The sequence below is a fragment of the Streptomyces sp. NPDC000941 genome (assembly GCF_053599555.1).
Map to the genome: position 1 here is coordinate 82,588 of NZ_JBSFMM010000008.1, position 21,130 is coordinate 103,717.

Genomic DNA, 21,130 nt, shown 5'->3' on the forward strand with positions numbered 1-21,130 from the left:
GGACCCGTTACGCCAGTTCGAACTGGTCCCGCAGCAGGCCCGCGTGCAGCCGCAGCGTCCGCCCGTCCGGCAAGGTCTCCAGGACCTGCACGCCGTCGTGGTTCAGCAGCTGACGCAGCACGGCGGCGAAGCCGTCGGCCGCCCTGGTGGCGGGCAGGCCGATGCGCTGGGCCAGAGCCGTCACCGGGAGCGTGCCCCCCGCGTCCAGCAGCGCCCGTACGGCCTTCTCCACGCGGGCCAGCTCCGGCGGACGGGGCCGGCGGGCAAGCAGCTCGATCTGGGCTTCGAAGATCTCGGACGCCATTAGGCTGCTCACCAACGCTTCGTCCGGCGAGACCGGCCTGGCGGAGAGCAGGGCGTCATCCCCTTCCGCGGGGACCAGCACCATGTCGAAGAGCGAGTCGTGGTTCTTGGCCAGCTCGGCTTCTTTCTTGGCCCGGTTGGACGGTTTCTTCGCGGGGGCGGCGGCTGGGGCAGGCCGGGTGGGTGCCGACTCGGCAGCAGTCGGGGTGAGCGACCACCACGGCGGCTGCTGACTGCCCAGCTCCCGCCAGCCGTTCGGCGGCTCGGCGCCGAAGGGGAGGAAGGCGAGCACCGGGATGGCGACCTCCGCCAAGGCGGCCCCGCCGTGGTATCCGGCCTTCTGCGAGGTGTAACGGGAGTCGGCGTCCCAGAGCGCGACGATCTCGCCGTCAGGCTCCGGGGCGGCTACGCGCGGTCCCGAGAGCGCGATCTCCGTCTCCGTGAGCGGGCCCCCCACGGCACGATGCCGGGCCGATTCCACCCGGTCGGGGTCGGTGTTGACCCGCACCCCGTGCCGGTCGATGACATGGCCGTGGTCGCTGGTGAGAATCACCGCCCGGCCTTGGGCGGCGGCGAAACGCAGCAGGTCCAGGAATCCTCCTATCTCTCCCAGCCGCCAGGCGCCGTCACCGAGCTTCTGCTCCGTGGCAAGCCGGTCGTCGATGGTGTTGAGCACCACGGCGACATGCGTACGGTCACCGACCAGGGCCTCGTGCAACTCGGGCCCGAAGGGAGCGCCACTGGTCTCGCCGCGCAGGTCGTCCTTGTGGAAGACGGCGGCCTCCTCTTCGCCCCAGAAACGGTGCTCCGGGAAGAGCCTTTTCTCATCGGCCTGGGCGCCCCTCATGAGCCGGGCGGCGAACAGGGAGGTCCGCGACACGGCCGTGACAGTGGGCAGCGCGGCGGCCATCGCCCGGCGCCGTGGAGTGTCCTTCGCCTTGGGCAGCGGGTCGTACTCCACCCAGTGGTCGCGCAGTTCCTCGCCGAGCTGGGTGGCGATAGCGGCGCTCATCCCGTCGAGGACCAGGAGCAGGACCCGGCGCTTCCCCGCCTTCACGACCGGAGCGACGACCTTGGGCAGGAAGGTCTCCACCGTCAGCATGTCCTCCGGGGGCCTGCCACCCGCCGTCCATGCGGCGAGGGACCGGGCGAAGTGCCGGTCGATATCCCGACGGAGGGCGCGTACGGAGCCGCAGAGGGCGTCGTAGGCGGACTTCAGCGTCGGATCCGGGTCCCCGCCCGACTCGATGTGATCGAGTGCGAGGTCCACCCAGCCGGTGTCGGCGACATGCCGGCCGATGACGGCCCGCACACTCTCGCTCTCCACCTCGCTCTCCACCGCTGGTTTCGTCGCGAGCCACTGGGTGAGCCGCTGCGCCATGCGCGTGCGCTCGATGCGGGGGCGGGCAGCAGGATCGGGTGCCAGCCGGTGGTCGTCCAGTGCCTGCACCGCCTGCGACGGCCGCGCCGGGTGGCCGGCCAGGAGCGCCTCCCCGACGGCGGTGAAACGGGCTTCGAGACCCGCGGCCAGCAGAGGGCTCGTACGGATGGCCCGCTCCGCGCCGAACTGCCGTGCCAGGGTGGCCGCACGATCGCCTACGGAACCGGACAGACGGCGCGCGGTCGCCGCCGACTCTTCGTGGGCCGAACGCCCCGTCAGCAGCAGTCCGGAGACGAACTCCTCGCAGGACCGACCGAAGGCCGCCACGAGCGCGTCGAGATCTTGGCCATGAGCGGGCGGCTCTTCCCCGAACCAGCGTTCCGCACGCCCCCGGGCCCGGTAGTTCTCCGCGCCCGCCGCAGCGTCGTCATGCCCCCACAGCGAGGCGCAGACGAGGCCGAAGGCGACGGCGTCCGGCCCGTGCTCGGCCGCGACCAGGGCGAGCAGCGCCCGCCCGGCCTGCCCCGCCTGATCCGACTCGCCGAGGAACTCCCGGATACCGGCACGCTCGGGCGCGCGCAGCGCCAGATAGCGGTCCGGGCCGCCCGACGCCAGCGACCACCTCAGCAGGGTGTGGATGTCGAGCGCGTCGCCGTTCGCCGAATGGGGGTGCTGGTCACGGTCCGGGTCGTAGCGGCCGATGCCGAGCCTGCGGAGCGTGAGTTCGCTGAGCGCCTTGTCCCACGACAGCACCCCGCCCGGCAGCTGCGGCCAGCCGCCCGGCGGAGTTGCGTCCAGCAGCGCCTCGGCGGCCCAGTTCTCGTGGAGCAGCCGGCGGTCGGTGCTGACCGCGCGGAAGGTCTCCCGGACGACGTCCCATGTGTCCACCGCGTTGACACGGTGCCGGTGCACCTTGGCCAGCAGATCGGGGCCGAGTTCGGCCTCCTCCCGGTCGGTGAGCACCACCAGCACGTCCGGGCCGGGCGCCGAGGGTGCCTGGTGCGTCAGCACCAGCTCGTACGCGGCGAGCGGCGAGGGCGCGACGGCGACGGACACCTGCCGCCGCTCGCCCCACGTCAGCTCGGCCGGTCCGTCCCAGCTCGGTGCGGCGCGCAGCAGCACGGCCCGGCGCTTGTCCGGGGTCAGACCGCGCTGCTGCGAGGCCAGGTACTGGGTGATGGTGGCGGAGTTGAGCCGTACCGCACTCGTGGTCGTCTCCGCGCTCGTGCTGGTGCTCGTGCTGGTCGTGGTGGTCACCGCACACGCCTCATTCCGCTCATTCCACGACCCGCCAGGTGATCTCGATCGTCGCATCGGGCTCGGTGGCGGTCAGTTCGTCCAGCTCCGCCCGGAGCTGGGCGATCGCCTGGGACGCCCTCGTCCGTCCGCCGCCTGAGCGGCGCGCGGCGCGCTGGCCGGGCAGTGGGTGCTTGGTGGACACGGGCGGCCGGGCGGTGTCGTTGTTCAGGCTCACCTCATTGGGCGTGGTGAGCTGGGCAGCCGGGGACGCGGGGGCGGGCGTGGGCGTGGCGGCGGGCGGCTGCGGCCGGGCGGGTGCCTGGCTGCGCTCGATGACGGTGACAATGGACTTCCGCGCGTCCCGCAAGGCGTCCTCGAGCCGCATCGTGCGCTGATCCGCACGCGCCGCGCCGCGCAGCGCCTCCAGCACCGCCTCGCCCTGCGGCCCGTAGTTGGGCGCGAGCTTCAGCATGTCCCAGGCCGCGACGACCAGCGCGTCGGCGACGGCCTTCGCCTGCTTGATTGAGGCCCCGTAGCGGCCGGCGGACGCCTCGCCCAGGTCGAAGGCGGCGAAGGCGGTGATGACCTGCTTGGCCGCCGCCGTACCCCCGACCGAGCCCTGGGAGATGCCGTACAGCTCGCCCAGCAGGTCACGCGAGCGACGGGCAAGGGTGAGCCTGCCAGTAGCGGGTTCGTCGGCCCCGTCCAGGCCGAGCAGCGCCGCGTGCTTCTCCAGCTCCTCGACGAGGGTGTCCACATGCGGCTTGTAGTCGCGTGCCTTGCTCGTGATCTGCCGGGCGAAGTGGCTGACCAGCCGGCCTCGGCGCAGCTTTGGAGGCTGCTCCCCGAAGATGTCCCAGAACCGGCGTCCCGCCTCCTCCCAGACGGATTCCTCCGGCAGCGGCTGGGAACGCAGGGCGTCCTGGGGCTTGATCGCCGAGAGTTCGGGCGCGGGGTCGAGCAGGGAACCGGCGCGCACCCATACCCGGTCGTCCATCTCCGCGTAGGAGGCGATGACCAGGTTGGCGAGGAAGGAGTCGAGGCCCATCGGCTCGGGCCGGTCGATCCATTCGGCGAGCTTGACCACGCTCAGGTCGCCCGGGCCCCCGTCGGTGCGAGCCTGCAGGTTGAAGTGGTCCACCCAGCGGCTGGAGAGCCGGAAGTAGACCTCCTTCTGCTGGCCGAGCCCGAGGGGCGCCGCGATCCGCCGCATCCACACCCGGTCCTTGGAGGGAACCTCGACCTGTCGCTCGGCGGATTCCGCCGCCGTCCGGAGGTGAGCGAACACGGTACGGGCGTTTGCGGGCGTGACCGCCGTGTTGGCGCCCTCGGGGTCCAGGTCGGGGTGCGCGGGGAACTGGTGCGCCAGCAGCTTCTTCACGATATGCCGGGCACCGTCGGACAGCGTCTGGCCGATGGAGACCTTGAGCTCGGGAACGTCACGCAGCGACTGGAAGTGTTCGTCGAAGGAGACGTCGACGTCGGCCGCCTTCTTGTCCGCGCAGCCGTACGCCTGCTTGAACGCGCCCTTCACCGCCTTGATGAGCGACTCTCGCTGCTCTTCGAGGAGCACCCTGGCCCGCGCCCGGTTGTCGGCGTTGAGGTGCTGGGCGTAGTGGGTGTCGAAGCGACGCTGGTCGGCGAGCGCGTAGTCGATGACCACCAGCTTCTGGAAGTCCTTGTAGCGGGCCGCCGACAGGTAGGTGGGGATCCAGCCCACGGTGCGGGGCCCGGTGCCGGACAGCTCCCGCAGGTTACGCAGGCGGTTGACCGCCTCGACGGAACCGTGCTCGCTCTCGTGGTAGGGCAGGTCGACCACCAGCCGCCACAGACCGTCCTGGCTCGGGGAGAACTCATGGTCGGCCATGTTCTCCTGGTCGTTGACATCGCCGATGACGACCTCGGCTGTGCGGTCCGACCCGCGCCAGACGAGCGTCAGCTCGTCCTCGCCCAGCCGCTCGTGCTCGTCCAGGTCCAGTTCCTTGGCGAGGAGTCGCTTGGCGAGGGCCCGGCGGTTGGAGCGGTTGTTGTTCACGTTGGCGTTGGCGATGACGGAGTCGACGTCCACCCCGGCCAGTTCGAGCCGTACGCCGGGGTTGGTCTTGGTGCCGGTCGACTTGATCTCGACAAAGCGCGTGGCCCACTCGTCGACCTTCGCCTGGATGACGCCGACTTCCGCCCCGGGGATGGGGGAGAGGACCGAGCCGTGGTTCAGCGCGCCGAGCCGCCGGATGGTCAGATCACGGAGGGCGGGAACGCCGGGGGCGAGGGCGGACAGCAGCAGCGTGCACATCAGCCGGTTGTCGCCGACGAAGCCCCTGCAGCGGCCGAGAAGCTGCTGGTCGGAGATGGTCTCGCGGCGGTGCTGATAGCGCTCGACGTCCTCCTCGCTGATGTCGTACGTCGCGATGAGGTGAGGGCGCAGCTTGGTCCGGTACAGCTTGTCCGCGACCTTGAACTCCACCTTCAGGCTGTCCACGAACGGCTTGTCGCCGCCGTCCGCGATGACGGGGTAGAGGTCGCCGAGCGGGATCAGGTTCTCCAGTGTCGCGTCGTCCCGGTGATTGGCGAGCAGCTGGCCCATGAGCTTCAAGCCGGTGCGGGAGCGCTGGAGAGCAGAGGAGATATGGACGAGGGTGTCCATGAAAGCGGGGGAGAAGGGGTATGTCAGCCGGAACGACTCCTCGTCCGCGCCGGTCGTCGCCTCGTCCGAACCGAGCAGCACGTCCCAGATCTGCGGCCCGACCCGCTTGATCTTCGCGAAGGCCGCGTTGAGCTTGGTGGCGGCCTCCGTGTCCTTGGGGGTGAGGAGGCGCGCGTGGGCGATCTGGGGGAGGTTGCGGTCCTCCAGCGTGATCTTGTCGAAGCGGCCGGAGGCCAGGTTCAGACTGTCCTGGATGGCGGTCTCGGCCGCGCCGGAGGTCTCCTCACCGACCAGCTCCCGCAGGTCACGCTGACGGGCGATGAAGGAGACGATCGGGATGGCGCGGCGTGAGTCGGCGCCCTCGACAAAGTTGGTGATCTTGTCCGTTTCGCGGGAGACGAACTTCTGGTCGTGGATCCGGTTGGCGAGCCACAGGATCAGCTCGTCCATGAAGAGGATCAGCCCGTCGTAGCCGAGCGACTTCGCGTGCTCGGCGATGACGGCGAGGCCGGCGTCGAGGGAGATGAAGCCGTGCTCATCCTCGGCGGCGTTCCTGGCGAACCCGGGAAACCAGGTGACGCTCGCGTCGTGCACGAGCTTCGCGCGTAGTTCGGCCGGGGTGCTGGGGTTGACGAGGTTGAGGTTCACCTCGCCGCCGTCCAGTTCCTCGGCCGACAGTGCGGTGTCGAGGAATTCCGGGGTCCAGGCGAACGGTTCGCCCCACTCGTCGTCATCCTCGTCGTCGGCGATGGCCCCGGGGGTGGGGGCGTCGGCCAGGCCGGCGATGAAGGACTCGTCGCCTACGCGGCGGCGGTGGGAGCGGATGTCCTCGAAGAGCGCGTCGGTCCGGTACACCTGCGGAGTGGGGGCACCCTCATGCAGGGCCTTGACGTGGCTGACGTAGCCGCCGAGGACCCGCTGCTCCAGGGATTTCGCGCCGAGCATGTGGTACGGGACGAGGAGGAACCGCTTGCCGTCGGTGGACAGCCACTCGTGCTTGGCCAGGACCGGGTCGAAGTCCCCGCGGCTGCGGATTGCCGGGGCGCCTCGGAGGAGGGCGTGCAGGACGGCCATGAAGTGGGACTTACCGGAACCGAAGGAGCCGTGGAGATAGGCGGCCTTCGAGGTGTGCCCGTCGAGTGACGCCTTGATGAGGCTGAGAGCCTCGTCGAAGTTCTCCAGGAGGCGTTCTGTGACGACGTAATCCCGCAGCGCGCGGGCCGCCCCCTCTTCGGTGACGGCCTCAGCGAGCTTCAGAACGAAGTCGGAGGTGGAGATCGACGTCTTGATGTCGATGACGTCGCGGAGCAGTGGGGCCGTGCCGGTGGCGTTCGGGGCCATCTGTGTCTCGCTTCTCCTGGTTCCTGCGTCCTCTTATCGCGTGGGCCCGGACAGCAGGGTGCCCCCCCCTGGCCGGGTGCGCGCGCTGGTCACGGAATGCTTCCAGGCGGTCCCGGTGCGTTGTCGTCAGTCGCGCGTGCGACTGTGCCCGGGCACACTGGCACGTGCGAGTGTGCCCGTCCCCGATCGTAACGGTTTGCGTATGGGAGAGAACCAGCGTGCATCGTGCGCTGGATGCGGCTGGGGTGAGCTGTGGGATCAACGACTACAGGTTGTCGAAGTCTCCGGCTGCCATTCCGGCCTTGAACGCCTTCCACTCGCCGGAGGTGAAGCAGAGGTGCGGGCCGGAGGGGTTCTTGGAGTCCCGGACGGCCACGCCTCCCTGGGGGAGGGGGGCCAATTCGAAGCACTGGCCATTGTTGGCGGTGAAGCTGCTCTTCTGCCAGGAGAGCGTGGCGGGGTCGATCGAGTAGAGATCTATCTTCTCCATCAGTCAGCTGTCCCTGTTTCTCGTGTGAGCAATGACGTCGCGACTCTCCTCCGGAGAGAGGGCCGCATTGGCGAGGCTGCCGAAGAGCCGGTGTAGGCGACGCAGATCCCTTGGGTCGTCCATAGTCAAGCTACCAGCGACAGACTCGCCGAAAGCTACGTCGGGAACGTCCTCGTCCGAGAACTGAAGAATCATGAACGCCGAGATTTGAGCGGCCTGTTCGCCCTTCTCGTACGGGATGACGCGGAGGTCCACACTCGGGTGCGTTGAGACCTCCAGCAGACGCTCAAGCTGCTCCTGGTGCGTGCGCTTGCCTCCTACCTGGAAGTCGAGTGCCGCCTGCGCGATCACGTAGTGGCATTTGAGTTGGGACTCCGTCTCATGCAGGCAGTGCCGCTGGCGCAGGCTACGTACTTCGACAAGTGCCTCGATCTGGTCCGGGCCCAGCGAGGCGAAGCCCACGCCAGTGACCGCCTGCGCGTAAGCCTCAGTCTGCAACAGGCCGGGGACGATGCCGACTTGGTACTCGTGCACGGTCGAGGCCGCCGCTTCGAACCCAAGGAAGCGTTCGTACTGCGCGCTGATCACTTCGCTGTACGCGGCCCACCACGGCTGTCGCCGTTCCCGAGCAGCGGCGTGAAGCTCAGCGAGTTCGTCGCGCTGGTCCGGGGGAACCTCGTAAAGATTCATGAGCTGGGCGAAGTGTTGTTGGGAGCAGACGCGCTTCCCGGTCTCGATGCGGCTGATCAAGGAGACATCGCAGTCGAGCGCGGTTGCGACGTCGGCGATCGTGAAGTGCTTGACCTCCTGCCGCAGCCGACGCAAGGCCCGCCCGAAAGTGACGCGAGACATCAGCAGGGTGCTGTTGCCGTTGCTCATGGCTTCTCCTTGTGGCTTGCGATTGGCCTGTAACCGGCCCATTGGTGGACATTTTCGATCCAGGAAGCGTCAGAGGTGATCGATTGTTCACCGTCATGTCAATTGACACTTCAGGTGACTTGACGGTGCCCCATTGTGGGGTGCAGCTTAGCCCCTGTGACGCAATGCGCTCAACTGAATGCTGAGTGTGTTCGAAGTCCTGCGTGGGTGGAGATGCGTGGGACGACTGACGACCGAGCACGTTCCCGCTTTCACCTGGGAGTTGGAACCGCTCGCTGGATCGGTGGGAGCTGTCATGGCTGAACCTCGGGAAGTGAAGTTCCGGCTGTCTCGTCGGCGGAGCAGCGTCCCCAGAGCGCGTGCGCTGCTGCATTCTGTGCTTGGTGAGTGGGGTGCCGGTTCCGAAGCAGCCGAGACGGGGGAGCTGGTTCTCTCGGAACTGGTGACCAACGCCATGCGGGTGCGTGCGCCGCGTGACCGGTTGATTGGTGTGAGGATCGCGTGGCTGACGGACGACGGCCTGCTGCGCCTGGAAGTCAGCGACGCGGGCGAAGGAAAGCCCGAGGTGCGGGCGCCTTGTGAAGACGAGACGGGCGGGCGTGGACTGCTGCTCGTGGAAGCGCTGGCCCATCGCTGGGGGTTCGAGCAACGCGCGTGTGGGATCGGGAAGACCGTCTGGGCTGAGCTGAAGGCCCCGCATCTCGTGTCGGAACGCGAGGGGATCGAGATCGCTGCGGCAGCGGTCCGCGCAGGTCAGTGTGTTCGGGTTTGGGGCGCGTGGCACGTGGTCCGGAGCGTGGGCACTGAGCGGTCTGCGTCGGATGGTGGGCACACCATCGTGCTTGAACTGGAGGACGGCTCTGCGCTGCGGATCGATTCCACTGGGCCGCTGACTGCGCGGGACGCTGGTGTCTCCTCCCCGCAGAGACACGGGGAGGAGACATCGGGATAGCGATCAGCTCTTGGCCGAGCGTCGGCCACGAGTGGCTGGGGCGGGTCGCCAGGCCCGCAGATCGTCGTCGGTCAGACCGTGTTCACCCTGCTGAGTGGCGCGGTAGCCCGTGAAGAAGGCCGCGGGGGAGCTGCCGTACAGCGGGTCGAAGCCGTCGTGCCACTGGTCGAGCCACGGCTGCAGTTCGAGCAGGCCCGCGAGCAGTGGTGTCATCTCCTCCGAGGACAGCCCGTCGTGGTTGGTGAAGTACGTGGCGAGAGCCTGCGCCTGCTCCCGGTGGTCACAACCCGCCCAGCCGAACAGTTTGGGCGTCCCGGAGATCGTGCCGGTCGCATACGAGATGAACCGCTCTTTGGGCACGTCCAGCTTGCCTCTGGCACGCCAGTAGGACGGCTTGAGGAAGTCTGCTGAGGTGTACTTGGGCGGCACGGGGATCGAGTCCCGGATCTTCCGCTTGGTGGGCTCATCCGGCGCTGCGTCCTCCTTCCGCTGCAGGTCCCAGACATGCTCCCAGTCGGCACGCTTTTTGAGTGCGTCGGGCTTGTAGCGGAGTGCGGCGAGGAAGGGCACGTGCTCGTCGGCAAGGAGGTCCGCGACGACGGTCGTCAGCTCGATGCGGGGGGCGTACAGCTCCGCGACGGATACGAAGTCCTCATCGAGGGAGAGGGCCGAGGTGAGCTGGTCGCGGGTGAGGATGGTTGGCTGCCCGTCCGGGAACCACAGCTCGCGGTTCTCCATCCGGTCCAGCAGCCAGGACTTAAGGGCGCGCTTCTGGAGCACGTCCCACCCATCGGTCGCCCAACGGCGCTTGTACTCGGGGCGCTCCACCATGCCGATGGCGCGGGATGTTTCGATGGCGTCGATGCGTTTCTGAACGACGGCCTTGTACGCGTCGGACCAGTGGTCGGGCAGTTCGGTAATGGGTGTGGAGTTGTGCCGTTTGAACCACTCGCCGGGAGCCTCACCCTCTTCGAGGCGCCGGGCGAGCACAATTTCGAAGGCACGCTCACCAAGGGCGATTTCGGGCACCGCTGCTTCGGGTGCGCAAAGGTCATCGGAGTGCAGGTTGTAGAGCGAATAAACCCGCCAGTCCAATTCCTCTTGAAGTGCGATCATTCGACCCCGACTCGATTCCCATGCCTTGCGGCATTCATCAAGAGATCGAGTGGTGGGATGATTGGTGAAAATGTAGGATTCAGGGTTCGTGCTAATCGGTGACTGGGCAAGGGAATTAATGGATGTGGCCAAGTCGGTAGGGAAGTCCGGAGGGAGGGGGAAGTCTGCTACATTTGCACCGTTGAACTGGTAGTTCCATGACCAGGGCTGATCGGCCATCCCACTGGATGCGGTGGCATTTCCCTTGCAGAAGCACACTTGCTTGAGCCAATAGCACGCAGTGGAGCTGTTCAAGAGGCCGAGCAATCGTACATGGTCAGCCTCTTCTGTATCATCTCGAAGTGTGATCACAGGTGCCGTCTGCTTGAATACGTTCCCGCCCCGGTCGAGCACAAAGTGATTGTGGGTCGCCACTTCAGCAAAAGTGATCGAGAAAGGGGCTCGGTAGCGTTCGGCGACCCAGCGATACCATGTCCACCAAGCTTTTCCGAGATCATGTTGTGTCTGGCCATCAAAATCCGTAGTTGAGCGCAGATGGGTCCTCGTCCGCCACAAGAGTCGCGCCCAAGAAGAACCGGCATCATAAGGGATGGGGCTGAGCTCTTGATCATAAGGTGCGATTGCGCTCTCAGTGGGGCGGCAGTTCCAATCCCTGACAACCTCACCGACAATAAGTTTCTTGGCGATCCCCCCTGTAATGCTCTGTCGCCGGAGGGATTCCGGAGTGCTGATGAATGCATCGTCTTGTCCGGGGAAGCTGGCGAACCCAATATCTCTTGAGAGGAGGCTCCTCAGTTTCTTCCTTGCACTTCCCTGAATCCTCGCGTTGAGTTCGAGAGCCCCATCGGTGAGCATCCAGGGGTGTTTGCGAAAGTATTGATCGCGGCTGAGGTTCTCTACGGATACCCACTTGCTTACGGATGGAGGATCGTCAATCTGCTTGACGATTGCGCTCCATACCGGCCCCTTCATGCCGCTTTCTGAGGATTTTGGCTCGCCTTGAATGCCGCGTACGGTTCGAATCATCTCTGTGCGGGAATTGCCTGAGCGGCGTCGCCCCACAAGGATAACTGTGGGTGTTTTGTGGCCAGGAATGCGGGCGCCTGAAGTGTCGATGACCTCGGTCAGCTCTACCTTGTGAGCAAAGTACTCCTCAATCAGCTTTGCTCCGAACTCTCGCTTTGTGAAAGTATTCGCAGTGATCTGGCCGACCATGCCATACCCGCGTCCGTTAGGGTCCCCGGTCTTTGCCAACTGAAAGAACCGCTCGGCGAAGGGTACGGATAGCGAGTATTTTCCTGCGCAAGACAAGTATAGGCTTCGGTACAGTGCGTTCAGTTTCCTATCTTTGACCGTGATGTAAGGGGGATTCCCTACCACCACATCGTACTGGCCTCGCTTTAGAATATTTTTAAAGTCTTCCTCATGTGCGTCTTCCGTTGCATAGGAAAAGTCTGCCAACTCATCCCTTTGCTCGGTGACAAATTCAAGTTCGCTCTGCCCTGTCGTGTCGCGTACGCCGATCTCAAGCTGACGGCTTTGGATGAGTGAATCTCCCACCGCCAAGTGGATTGGCCAGTCGTATTTACTGGCTTCCTTCAGGGTCCGCAGATTCGCCGCGGCTATCCCGGCGATCAGCAGCCGAAACCGCGCAATAGCCACCGCGAAGGGGTTGATATCCACCCCGTGTACCGCATTCAGTGCATCCTGTACCCGCTCATGCGCATCCCGCCCCGGTTCCCGCTCCGCGAACAGCCGCATCATCCTCCGGAATGCCCCCAGCACAAAGTGACCCGACCCGCACGTTGGGTCAATCATCTTCAACTGGCCGAACTTACCGCCCAGCTCACGCACCACTGGATTCATTGTCCGGTCGAGGATGAATTGCTCCACGAACTCAGGTGTCTGTAGAAGCGCATACGTTTCCCGTGCTGACTCCGACAGATCCTGATAAAGGTCACCCAAGAACCGGGTGTCCCACCCCTTCGTAGGGTCATCCTCATCAAGCGGGTCGGTGAAGTCATGGACTAGCCTGTCACCGTCATCACCCTCACCCCGCTCGCGCCAGAACTCCACCAGCGCCCGAGCCGCATCGTGCGACAGCGGAATCTGGTACAGCGGATTGCGCCGCTTGTCGAACAGCAGCTTCCCGGCCTGGCCCGCGCCCAGTTCCTCAAACGCCCGCTCCAGCCACCCCCGGTACGTCGGGTCCGGGTCCTCCTCCACGTACTGCGCGTACCGCGCCTCCGCCAGGTCCCGCCGCTCCGCATCAGGTCCCGTCAGATACGGCTCCGCAATGAGCAGGTTGTCCTCGCAGAACCGTACGAACACCGTCCCCAACACCCACGCCACCGCGACCTGCGTGACCCGCTCGTCCAGCCACGCGTTCCACGTCGCCGCCGTACGCCCCAGCTTGCGCGCCTCGTCGTACTCGGTCCGCAACCGACCGGCAACCGAGCCCGCCGCCCGCAACTGGTCCACCCGGTCAGCCGACAGGTCACCCTCAGCCAAACGCGCATTCAGCCAAGCACCCCACCTCGGGGGCGCCGGATCCGCCTTGCTCGCCTTCTCATACTCCTGCCGCAGCGGCTTGAGGACCGACTCTCCGTCCTTGACCTGCTTGGCGAGGTCCACCTCGATCGCCTTGACCTGCTTGATCAGGTCGGCCCGCAGCGCGGCAGCGTCAATCACGTCGTCTCGTCTCCCGTAATCCCCGTTGTCCCCATTGCCTCAACAGCGCCAGCGCCGACACCCCCGCCAGCGCCACTACCCGCCGCAGACCCCTCGGCCCGGTGCTCGTTCGTTACCCACGACTCCGGCAGCTCGATCCATTCTCCCAACCCCGCCTGGTACGGCACAGCCACCGCGCCGAGTCGAGGCGGTCGCGCCGGATCGCTCTGCGGGCACAGCAGCCACAGCCCGCGCCCCCCGCCCCGCGCGACCTCGGCCAGCCGTTCCAGTACCGCCATCGCGTCGTACCGCGCGAACGCGCCCGCGTCCGTGAGCAGCACAGGCGACCCGGACCCCCGTACCCCCGACACCAGCTCCCTCAGCCGGGGCTCCACCGCACCCCAACTCGTCCGCGCGTACTCGGCGAACCGCATGGCCGCCTTCGACCCCGGCTCCGCCCCGTCCGCGCGCAGGATCGTCTCCCACGTCGGCTTCGGCCGCGGGTCCACCTGCTCATGCAGTGCCCGCAGGAACAGATCGGTCACCGACACCACTTCAGCACCGAAGCGGTCCGTCACCAGCTCCCGCACCGCATAGCTCGCCATCCCCGTCCGTACCGTCAGCACCCGGAAACCGTCCCGGCGGGCAGACGCCAGCAACTGCTCCTCGGCGACCGCCGCCCCCGCGAGCTGCGGGTCGTCGGAGTAGCGGTGCGCGGTGAGGGTGCCGGTGGCCTGGCGGGCGGCGTCCGACGACAGGTAGGAGGAGCCGCCGTCGGGCTGGCGCGGGATGTAGCGCAGCGTGCCGTGGCCCTCGCGGGTCTTCAGCTCCAGGTCGAACCCGGCGTCCCGCAGCGCCCGCGTGAGTGGGCCGCCGGTCGGCAGGGCGTGCCCGCGCCGCTCGTTCAGCAGCTCCGGGAAGCGGGCCCGTACCCGCTCGTGGATGTCCTTGGGCGTGAGCCCAGGCAGCCGCTCGTCCGGCATACCAGGGATGAGCGGCACCAGACCCGCCTGGGTGAGACGCAGCGCTCTCACGAGGGGGAGATCACGGGGATAGATCTCCAGGCGAGGCGTCGCGGCGGCTCGGCGTGAGGCGGCAGCGGCGATCTCGACGATGCGCCGTTCGTCCCACTCCACAGTCGTGCTCGGAGTGGGGATGGCGCCCAGCTCCGCGAGCACCGTCGCTGCGGTCGGCAGGGTGTCCAGTTTGGCCAGCCCGTCGGCGACGCGGCCCAGCTTCTGGGCGTAGTTGAGCAGACCGGGCCCGGACGGAGTCTCGGGTGCGTCGTTCGGGCCGACTTCCAGGGCCAGCAGGCCCGCACCCATGCCTTCGTCGGCCGCGTTGCGGTTCGGCGCGTGCTGGAACTCGGCCTCGTCCGGGACGAGTTGTTCGACCTCCACTACCGCCCGCACGGCGGCCAGCGCCAGCGCCCGGCGCTGCTCGCGCTCGGGAAGCTCGGTGCCGCGCCGTAGCGCTAGGGCGTCGGCGATCTCCGCCGCGGAGGCGACGCGGCCGAGGCCACGGAGAAGCTCCAGGATCTCGGCGCGCAGCACCTGGACGGCGGGGTGCCGCTTCCAGCGCGTGCGCTGGGTTTTCAGCATCTGGGGGATACGGCCCGTCGACAGTCCCAGGGCGCTCGCGACGTCCTTCTGCTTGGGCCAGACGCCGATGTCGGGCAACGCGCCCCGGTCGTCGGGGATCCGCAGGAGCAGCCGCACCATCTCGCACTCGTTGCGGTTCGTCTCGTCCTTCTTCAGCTCCGGAACGAAGATCGTGGCGAGCGTGTCGAGGCTGACCCTGCGCAGGGCACGTTCGGGCAGCCCCTCCGCTCCACCGCCTTCCGCCATCGCGTTCGCGAGCGCGGTCTCGGCGGCCGACAGCTCCTCCTTCGCGGCCTTGCGTCCCTCGGGGGTGAGCGGGGTGGCGGGCTGTTCGGCGAGCCGCTGCCGCCACTCCTTGATCCGGCGGAGGACTTCCTTGCGGGTCTTGGCGCCCAGGCCGGGCGCGTTGACGAGCTGATGGCGGCTGTAGTCGAGCAGACCTCCGACGTCGTTGACGCGCAGGCCGTAGACGAAGGACTCGGCGGCCGGGCTGAGACCCGAGGCCGAGATGGGGGTCGTGCGGTCGGCTTGGGCCGCCAGCCGGTCGCGCTGCTGCTCGGCGCTCTCCTCCTCAGCTGCGGGGATCGGGGCGTCCTGGGCCTGCGCCACCGCCTCTCCGGCGTCGCCCGCACCCTCCGTCGGGGCGGCGGGCTGACGGGAGCGGCGCGACGACGGCTTCGCCTCGTCCATGGCCAGGAAGATCTTCTTCCAGGCGTCCCGCATCGGCTTGAGGTCGGGGAAGCGCTGTGCCCCGTCCCGGTGCAGCGCTTGCCGGAAGAAGTCGACCAGGCCGTCCTTCACCGCCGGGTCGAACGCGTCCGCCGCGATCTTCGGGTACTGCTCCTTCTTGGGGTCGGTCTGGCGCGGCGACACCCTTCCGTCTCCCCACACCGGAAGCTCGCGCGAGGCCATCTCGTGCAGGGTGACCGCCAGGGCGTACCGCTCGGCGTGGCCGTCGTAGACCGAGCGCTCGGTGAGGGTGCCGATGAAAGGATCCAGGTAGCCGTCCGTCCCGGCTCCGGTCTCCTGTACGGGGTAGCCGGCCAGGGAGAAGTCGATCAGCACCAGCTCACGGGTGCGGTTCGGGCGGATGCGGATCGCGATGTTGTCCGGCTTGATGTCGCGATGCCACACACCCTCGCCCTCGAGGAAGTCCACAGCGCCGAACAGGTAGTCGCCGTACGCCTCGAGCTGGTCCACCGACAGGCGGCCGAACTCCCGCAGCTGCCGGGCGACGGTCTCCTCGCGTCGCCTGCTCCTCCGCTCCCCGGGCGCGGCGGATTCGACGTCGGCCTCGCGCTCGTCACCGACGTACTCCATGACGAGGACCGTGCGACCGCCGATGCGCTGCGGCTCCGGCTCGACGAGACGGATGATCCGCGAATCGGGGCGCAGCCGCCCCATCACCTCGGCCTCGCGGGCCAGCATCTCGCCACGGCTGTCGGAGATGGCGACCTTCAGCACCGCCAAGGTCTTCGAGAAGCGCACGTCCGGGCCTGCCGTCAGATCCCGCACGAGGAAGGCGCGGCTGGTCGACCCCGTGCCGAGACGGCGCCTGACCTCCCACCGGCCCGCCAGCACATCGCCCGCGACCGCCTCCAGGGGGTCCTTCTCGGGCTCGGCCGGCCGTATGGGCTCCGCGGGGGCGGCGGGCTCGGTCAGGACCGATTCGACGACCTCCAGCATCTCCAGGAAGTCGTCCACCGAGTCCAGGCGGTCATTGACGTGGTAGGCGGTGGCCGCCTGGACCAGCTCGTCGATGTACTCCGAGAGACCGTCCACCACCGAGCTGGGGCGCAGTCCTTCGCCCGCCTCGTAACGGGCCAGCAGCTCGGCCTGGCTGGCGGCCGGGGCCTTTCCGGTGGCCAGCAGGTAGGTGAGGACGCCGAGCCCGTAGATGTCCAGCGCGACGGGGTCGGCCTTCAGCGCGGTCAGTTCCGGGGCGAGATACGGATCCGCGCCCTCCGCGAGATGGGCGCCCGCACGCGAGAGCGTGGTCGGCGCGAAACGCTCACCGTCGCTCGGCGCGCCGGTCCCCGGGCCGCGCTGGACCGCGACCTGCCAGTCCGAGATCTGCAGATACGGGCTGAGCCAGCCGGCCTCTTCACCGTCCGCGCCCGCCGCGCGGCCCCGAGGGCGGGGGAGTACATGGATGGCGCGGGCCGCGAGGGTGCGGTGGTAGATCCGCCGGCCATGCGCCGAACGTACGGTCTCGGCCAGCTGCCGAACCAGCGCCATCCGGCTGAGGATGTCCAGCTTCTCGCCGTACTGCGCCAGATATTCATCCAGACGCAGCGTTCGCGCATCGAAGTCGAAGATCAGCGCCGGCCCGGCCGAGTGCCCGGACGGGTCGTACTGCTTCAGCTGTACGACACCGGGGTGGCGGAAGCGCCGCAGCACCGAGGCCTCGCGCCGCGCCGCGCGCTCCACGGAGGCCCGCAGCTCGGCGTCCGAGCCGCGCTCGCGCAGATAGACGCGGATGCGGGCGGCCTCCGGCAGCTCGCTGTGCCGGGCCAGATAGTCAGCCCAGGTCGGGCCGGAGTCGAAGGACTTGCGGTGCAGCAGATAGGGGCCGACCTTGTACTCGGCGTCGCTGCGCGCGATGCCCACTCGCTCCAGGGCGGATGCGATCCGACGCGACCGTGACCTGTCGATCCGCCGGCGCTCCTCGCGCGGGGGCTCCGCCAGCATCTGGGCGAGCTGATGGACGGTGTAGAGGCCGTGCTGGTCGTGGGCGGGCAGCCGGTTCTTCAGTGACGAGTCGGTGAAGCACACGGCCTCCGACACCCACACCCGCTCGCCCTCCTGGGCCAGAAGCCCAGCCAGCTCCTTGGCCTTCTTGTTCGCCAGGTGGAGCGGGTTGCCGTGCGTGACCTGCCGTCCGCTGGGCTGGGTCTGCAGCCAGGTGCCATTACGGGCCTCGACGGAGCCGTGCCAGTCCTTCAGCTCGATCAGGTACACCCCGCCGGGGGCGACGACGAGCAGGTCCACCTCTCTCACGTGGCCGCTGTGTGCCGTGAAGGTGAAGTTCGACCAGGCACGCCAGGGATCGTTGTCGGGGAGCTTCTCGCGGATGGCCTCCAGCCCGCGGCGCTCGTGCTGGAACTCGGATTCGGTGACCGTGGCCCACCGGCCGTCCCGCATGCGCCATCCCCGCTTCGTGTCCACGTCGATCTGTCCTGATTGCGGCTGCTCGGCAGCAATATCCCCGGCTCAGATCGTATCGGGTACAGGGCTCGCGCCGGGGGCTTCGCGGCATGTGCCCGGGGCCGGGCCTGCCCTATGCCGCGACGAGTCGTGTGATCGGCGCGCCGAGCCCTGCGCGGGCGGGGGTGAATGTCTTGATTATGGGGAATTGCCGCTCGCCAGCTTCCGCTGATGACCCAAAGCTGTTTGTATCGCACGCGGAGTCACTACATCCAGGGTGGGGGAGACCGGGCCGCGCATGACACAGACCAAGCAGCCGTATCCGGTGGCGGAGCTACTCGCGGCCGTCCGTGCGGAAATCCGGGCCGAGCGGCGGAGCGACGGCCAGGACGGGCAGAAGGTGTCGCTCTCGGGCGGTCGCCTCGTGTCGTCCTCCGCGGGGCGATTCGAGTACCTCTTCGTGTGCAAGAAGTGGAACGAGTCTCTTGACGGAAACTCCGTGCTCGTTCGCGCCTCGCGCTCGCGCGGGCCCTGGGCGACGGCGGAAGCGTCCCGTATGCCCGACGGCAAGGTCCGACTGATCGCTGCCGAGGACCTGGGGAAGTCCGTATCCCATGCCCAGATCCGGCCGGACGACAGCGCCGGTCTGCTCTTGGTGGCCGAACGCCTCGAATCGGTGGGGCAGGCCGACAGCACGATCCGTGTCGAGAGCGCCGGATGGATCGTCGGGCGCGGGAATCCCGACATCGCCAGGGTTAGCGACCCCGGCCGGTGGGTGTCCGACTGGCAGAGCCTGAAGTTGAATCCTCGCCAGAGGCTCGCGGTCGAACAGGCTCTCGCGAGCCAGATCCTCTTTCTCTGGGGCCCGCCTGGTACGGGGAAGACAGACGTCGTCGGGCACATCGTGGAGGGCTGTTTCCGGCAGGGGCACAACATCTTGTTCCTCGCGCCGACAAAGGTCGCCGTCGATCAGGCGCTGGAGCGCATGTGTGATCTGCTCAAGGCGCAGGACGGCTTCGCTGAAGGACTGGTGCAGCGCGCGGGGGAGATCGAAGTGCCTTCCCTGCGTGATCGGTATGGCGAATTCGTCGACCCGGCCCAGATCACCGCGCGGATCTCGGTTCAGCTGGACGAAAGGATCACCCAGGCGACGGAGGCGTTGAAGAGCGCCCGCGCCGCCATCACCCTTCACGACGATCTGGCGTCGTTGGAACAGGCTCTTACCTCGGCGCGTACGACACGCTCCGCAGCGGTGACGTCGAAGGAGGCCGCAGAGAAGGATGGGCTGCGAGCCGAAGCCGACGCGGCGCGGCTCCGCCTCAAGATCAGCGAGTTGGGAACCCCGAGCGGCCTGTTCGCGAAGCGGAAGGAAGCCCAGCTCGCTGCCCTGCGTGGCGATCTCGCGCAGGCTGAGGCGACGGCACAGGGCGCGGGAAAGCAGGCTGCGGACGCCGAACGAGAGGCGGGTCAGGCCGCGGCGGAGATTGGTGAGCTGACCGGGCGCCTGGCCGCTGCCCGCGCCAAACTGGCAGGGGTTACGGCACGCCCGGTGCTGGCCCAGCAGGCCGAGGCCCTGCAGAAACAGATCGATGACCTCGATCAGCAGCGCAGAAAGATTCACGAGACCGTGCGTTCCCGGTGCCGTGTCATGGGCGCCACGGTCGCCAAGGCGGTTCAGTCGAAGAAGCTGCTGGACCGTGTGGACGTCGTCGTCATCGACGAGGCGGGCATGGTCGATCTACCCTCCGCCTGGCTCGCCGCCGGACTCGCCGGGAAGCGCGTCGTCGTCGCCGGAGACTTCAGGCAGTTGCCCGCCGTGACCAAGGGGGAAGGCGATCGGAAGGCGACCGACCAGGAGCGCGCGCACTCCCGGCAATGGGCGGCCCGCGACGCCTTCCACGCTGCCGGGCTCGTGGCCGAGTCCGGGTCGGTCCGACAGGATCCACGGCTCGTCGCTCTGGACACGCAGTACCGGATGCGTGAGCCGATCTGTGACGTCGTGAACGCCGTCGCCTATCCAGACGCTCCACTCTCCACGGGCCGCGACGGCCGTAGTCGGATCCCGTTCAATCCGCTGGTCGACGCACCGGTCATTCTCATCGACACCTCGAAGCAGCGCATCCCAGGGCCCGACCACAAGGCCAACACGGTGAATGAGGCTGTCGTCCACGAACTCGTCCGGGGCCTCCAGTACGAGGGCGTGCTTCCGGGCCGGAAATGGGGGGACGTCCCACCGGGAGAGCGTGCGACCGACAGGCTGGGTGTCATAGCCCCGTACCGCGCCCAGGTCAACGCGCTGAAAGGCAGCCTCAAGTACCGGTTCGGCGAGGAGTACGAGGGCCTGGTCGACACGATCCACCGGTTCCAGGGGAGCCAGCGGCCGATCGTCGTGTTCGACACCGCGGTGGGCGCGGGCAAGAACCCCGGCTTCTTCTACCAGGGGACCGGCCTGTCCTCCGCCACATGTCGCCTGCTCAATGTCGCGCTCAGCCGGGCCCAGGACCACCTGATCGTAGTGGCTGACGTCGACCATCTGCGGAAGCACCTCGCCCCTCACAGCGAGGCTCGCCTCATGCTCGACCACCTCGAAAGCCACGCGCAGCTGATGTCGGCCGATCAGCTCGTGCCCACCCGGGACGCCGCTCAGCTCTCCACCCTCTCCGAGGACGAGTTGGCGAGGCCCGCTTTCTTCCCGGCAGACGAGGTCTACGAGGCGGTGGAATGGGATATCGCCCGGGCGGTCACCAGCATCGAGCTCTACTGTCCCTTCCTCGACCCGCAGCCGGTCCGCAAATGGTCGGCCCTGTTGGGACAGCGCGTCGCTGAGGGCGTCAAAGTGGTCATCTACACCCGGGCCGCCGAGGAGCAGCGGGATGACGCCGGGGTACAGCGGCATCAGCAGCGGATTGACGAGCTCCGGTCAGTGGGCTGCGAGATGGACTTCCGGGAGCGCATGCACGAGAAGGTCCTCATCCTTGATGGCTCGGTGCTTTGGCACGGCTCGCTCAACCTCCTGGCGAACACCGGGCCGACGGACCTGATGATGCGTTTCACCGATCCGGCGTCCTGCGAGAGGGTGAGCCGGGTCATCGAACGCGCCCGCAAGGACCGTGCCGCGTGGAACCCGCGGGCAGCGAGTGGTGACGCCGGGCGAGGGCGGGCCACGGCCGATTCTTCAACACCGTCGCGAAGCGACGACGTCTCTCCGGGCGATGTCGTCGATGGGCGGCTCTACCTTCAGGTCTCCTACGAGGAGAAGGAGGAAGTGAAGCAAAAGCTTCGCGCGCGATGGGACCCAGAAAAGAGAAAGTGGTACGTCGACGCGGCACGCGTCAGCCGTGACCAGGCGCGCCGGTGGCTCCCCTGA

8 protein-coding genes are annotated in these 21,130 nt (G+C 67.7%); 2 read left to right on the forward strand and 6 right to left on the reverse strand.

All coding sequences use genetic code 11. The features are described from left to right. Positions 1-7 precede the first annotated feature (7 nt). From pglZ to ACWDSL_RS05305, 4 genes are all read right to left on the reverse strand, one after another. The gene (gene pglZ / locus ACWDSL_RS05290; protein ID WP_450481902.1) at positions 8-2,941 is read right to left on the reverse strand and encodes a BREX-2 system phosphatase PglZ; all 2,934 of its coding nucleotides are present in this window, start codon (positions 2,939-2,941) and stop codon (positions 8-10) included. A 19-nt stretch (positions 2,942-2,960) separates the two neighbouring features. After that, positions 2,961-6,908, reverse strand: a complete 3,948-nt coding sequence (gene pglY, locus ACWDSL_RS05295; RefSeq protein ID WP_450481904.1) for a BREX-2 system ATPase PglY — start codon at positions 6,906-6,908, stop codon at positions 2,961-2,963. A gap of 265 nt (positions 6,909-7,173) precedes the next feature. Continuing rightward, on the reverse strand, positions 7,174-7,398 hold the full coding sequence (locus tag ACWDSL_RS05300) for a DUF397 domain-containing protein (protein WP_450481906.1): 225 nt from the start codon (positions 7,396-7,398) through the stop codon (positions 7,174-7,176). A gap of 3 nt (positions 7,399-7,401) precedes the next feature. Then, positions 7,402-8,277, reverse strand: coding sequence for a helix-turn-helix domain-containing protein (locus ACWDSL_RS05305; RefSeq protein WP_450481907.1), 876 nt, complete (start codon positions 8,275-8,277; stop codon positions 7,402-7,404). Between the two features lie 295 nt (positions 8,278-8,572). Here ACWDSL_RS05305 and ACWDSL_RS05310 point away from each other — a divergent pair, with 295 nt between their 5' ends. After that, positions 8,573-9,229 carry an ATP-binding protein gene (locus ACWDSL_RS05310; protein WP_450481909.1) on the forward strand — a complete coding sequence of 219 codons (657 nt, stop codon included), beginning with the start codon at positions 8,573-8,575 and terminating at the stop codon, positions 9,227-9,229. 3 nt (positions 9,230-9,232) lie between these two features. Here the strand turns inward: ACWDSL_RS05310 and pglX are convergent, their stop codons facing one another. Further along, on the reverse strand, positions 9,233-12,868 hold the full coding sequence (gene pglX / locus ACWDSL_RS05315) for a BREX-2 system adenine-specific DNA-methyltransferase PglX (protein WP_450481934.1): 3,636 nt from the start codon (positions 12,866-12,868) through the stop codon (positions 9,233-9,235). A gap of 164 nt (positions 12,869-13,032) precedes the next feature. Continuing rightward, complete coding sequence (gene pglW, locus ACWDSL_RS05320; RefSeq protein WP_450481936.1) at positions 13,033-17,760, reverse strand: BREX system serine/threonine kinase PglW; 4,728 nt, start codon at positions 17,758-17,760, stop codon at positions 13,033-13,035. A gap of 301 nt (positions 17,761-18,061) precedes the next feature. On the opposite strand from pglW, the gene ACWDSL_RS05325 reads away from it, so the two are divergent. After that, entirely contained in the window at positions 18,062-21,130 is a 3,069-nt protein-coding gene (locus tag ACWDSL_RS05325) for an AAA domain-containing protein (RefSeq protein WP_450481911.1), read from the forward strand.

Excerpts from the sequence above, each read along its gene's own strand:
- pglY (WP_450481904.1), bottom strand. The coding sequence starts at position 6,908 with ATGGCCCCGAACGCCACCGGCACGGCCCCACTGCTCCGCGACGTCATC.
- ACWDSL_RS05300 (WP_450481906.1), bottom strand. The coding sequence starts at position 7,398 with ATGGAGAAGATAGATCTCTACTCGATCGACCCCGCCACGCTCTCCTGG.
- ACWDSL_RS05305 (WP_450481907.1), bottom strand. The coding sequence starts at position 8,277 with ATGAGCAACGGCAACAGCACCCTGCTGATGTCTCGCGTCACTTTCGGG.
- ACWDSL_RS05310 (WP_450481909.1), top strand. The coding sequence starts at position 8,573 with ATGGCTGAACCTCGGGAAGTGAAGTTCCGGCTGTCTCGTCGGCGGAGC.
- pglW (WP_450481936.1), bottom strand. The coding sequence starts at position 17,760 with ATGCGGGACGGCCGGTGGGCCACGGTCACCGAATCCGAGTTCCAGCAC.
- ACWDSL_RS05325 (WP_450481911.1), top strand. The coding sequence starts at position 18,062 with ATGACACAGACCAAGCAGCCGTATCCGGTGGCGGAGCTACTCGCGGCC.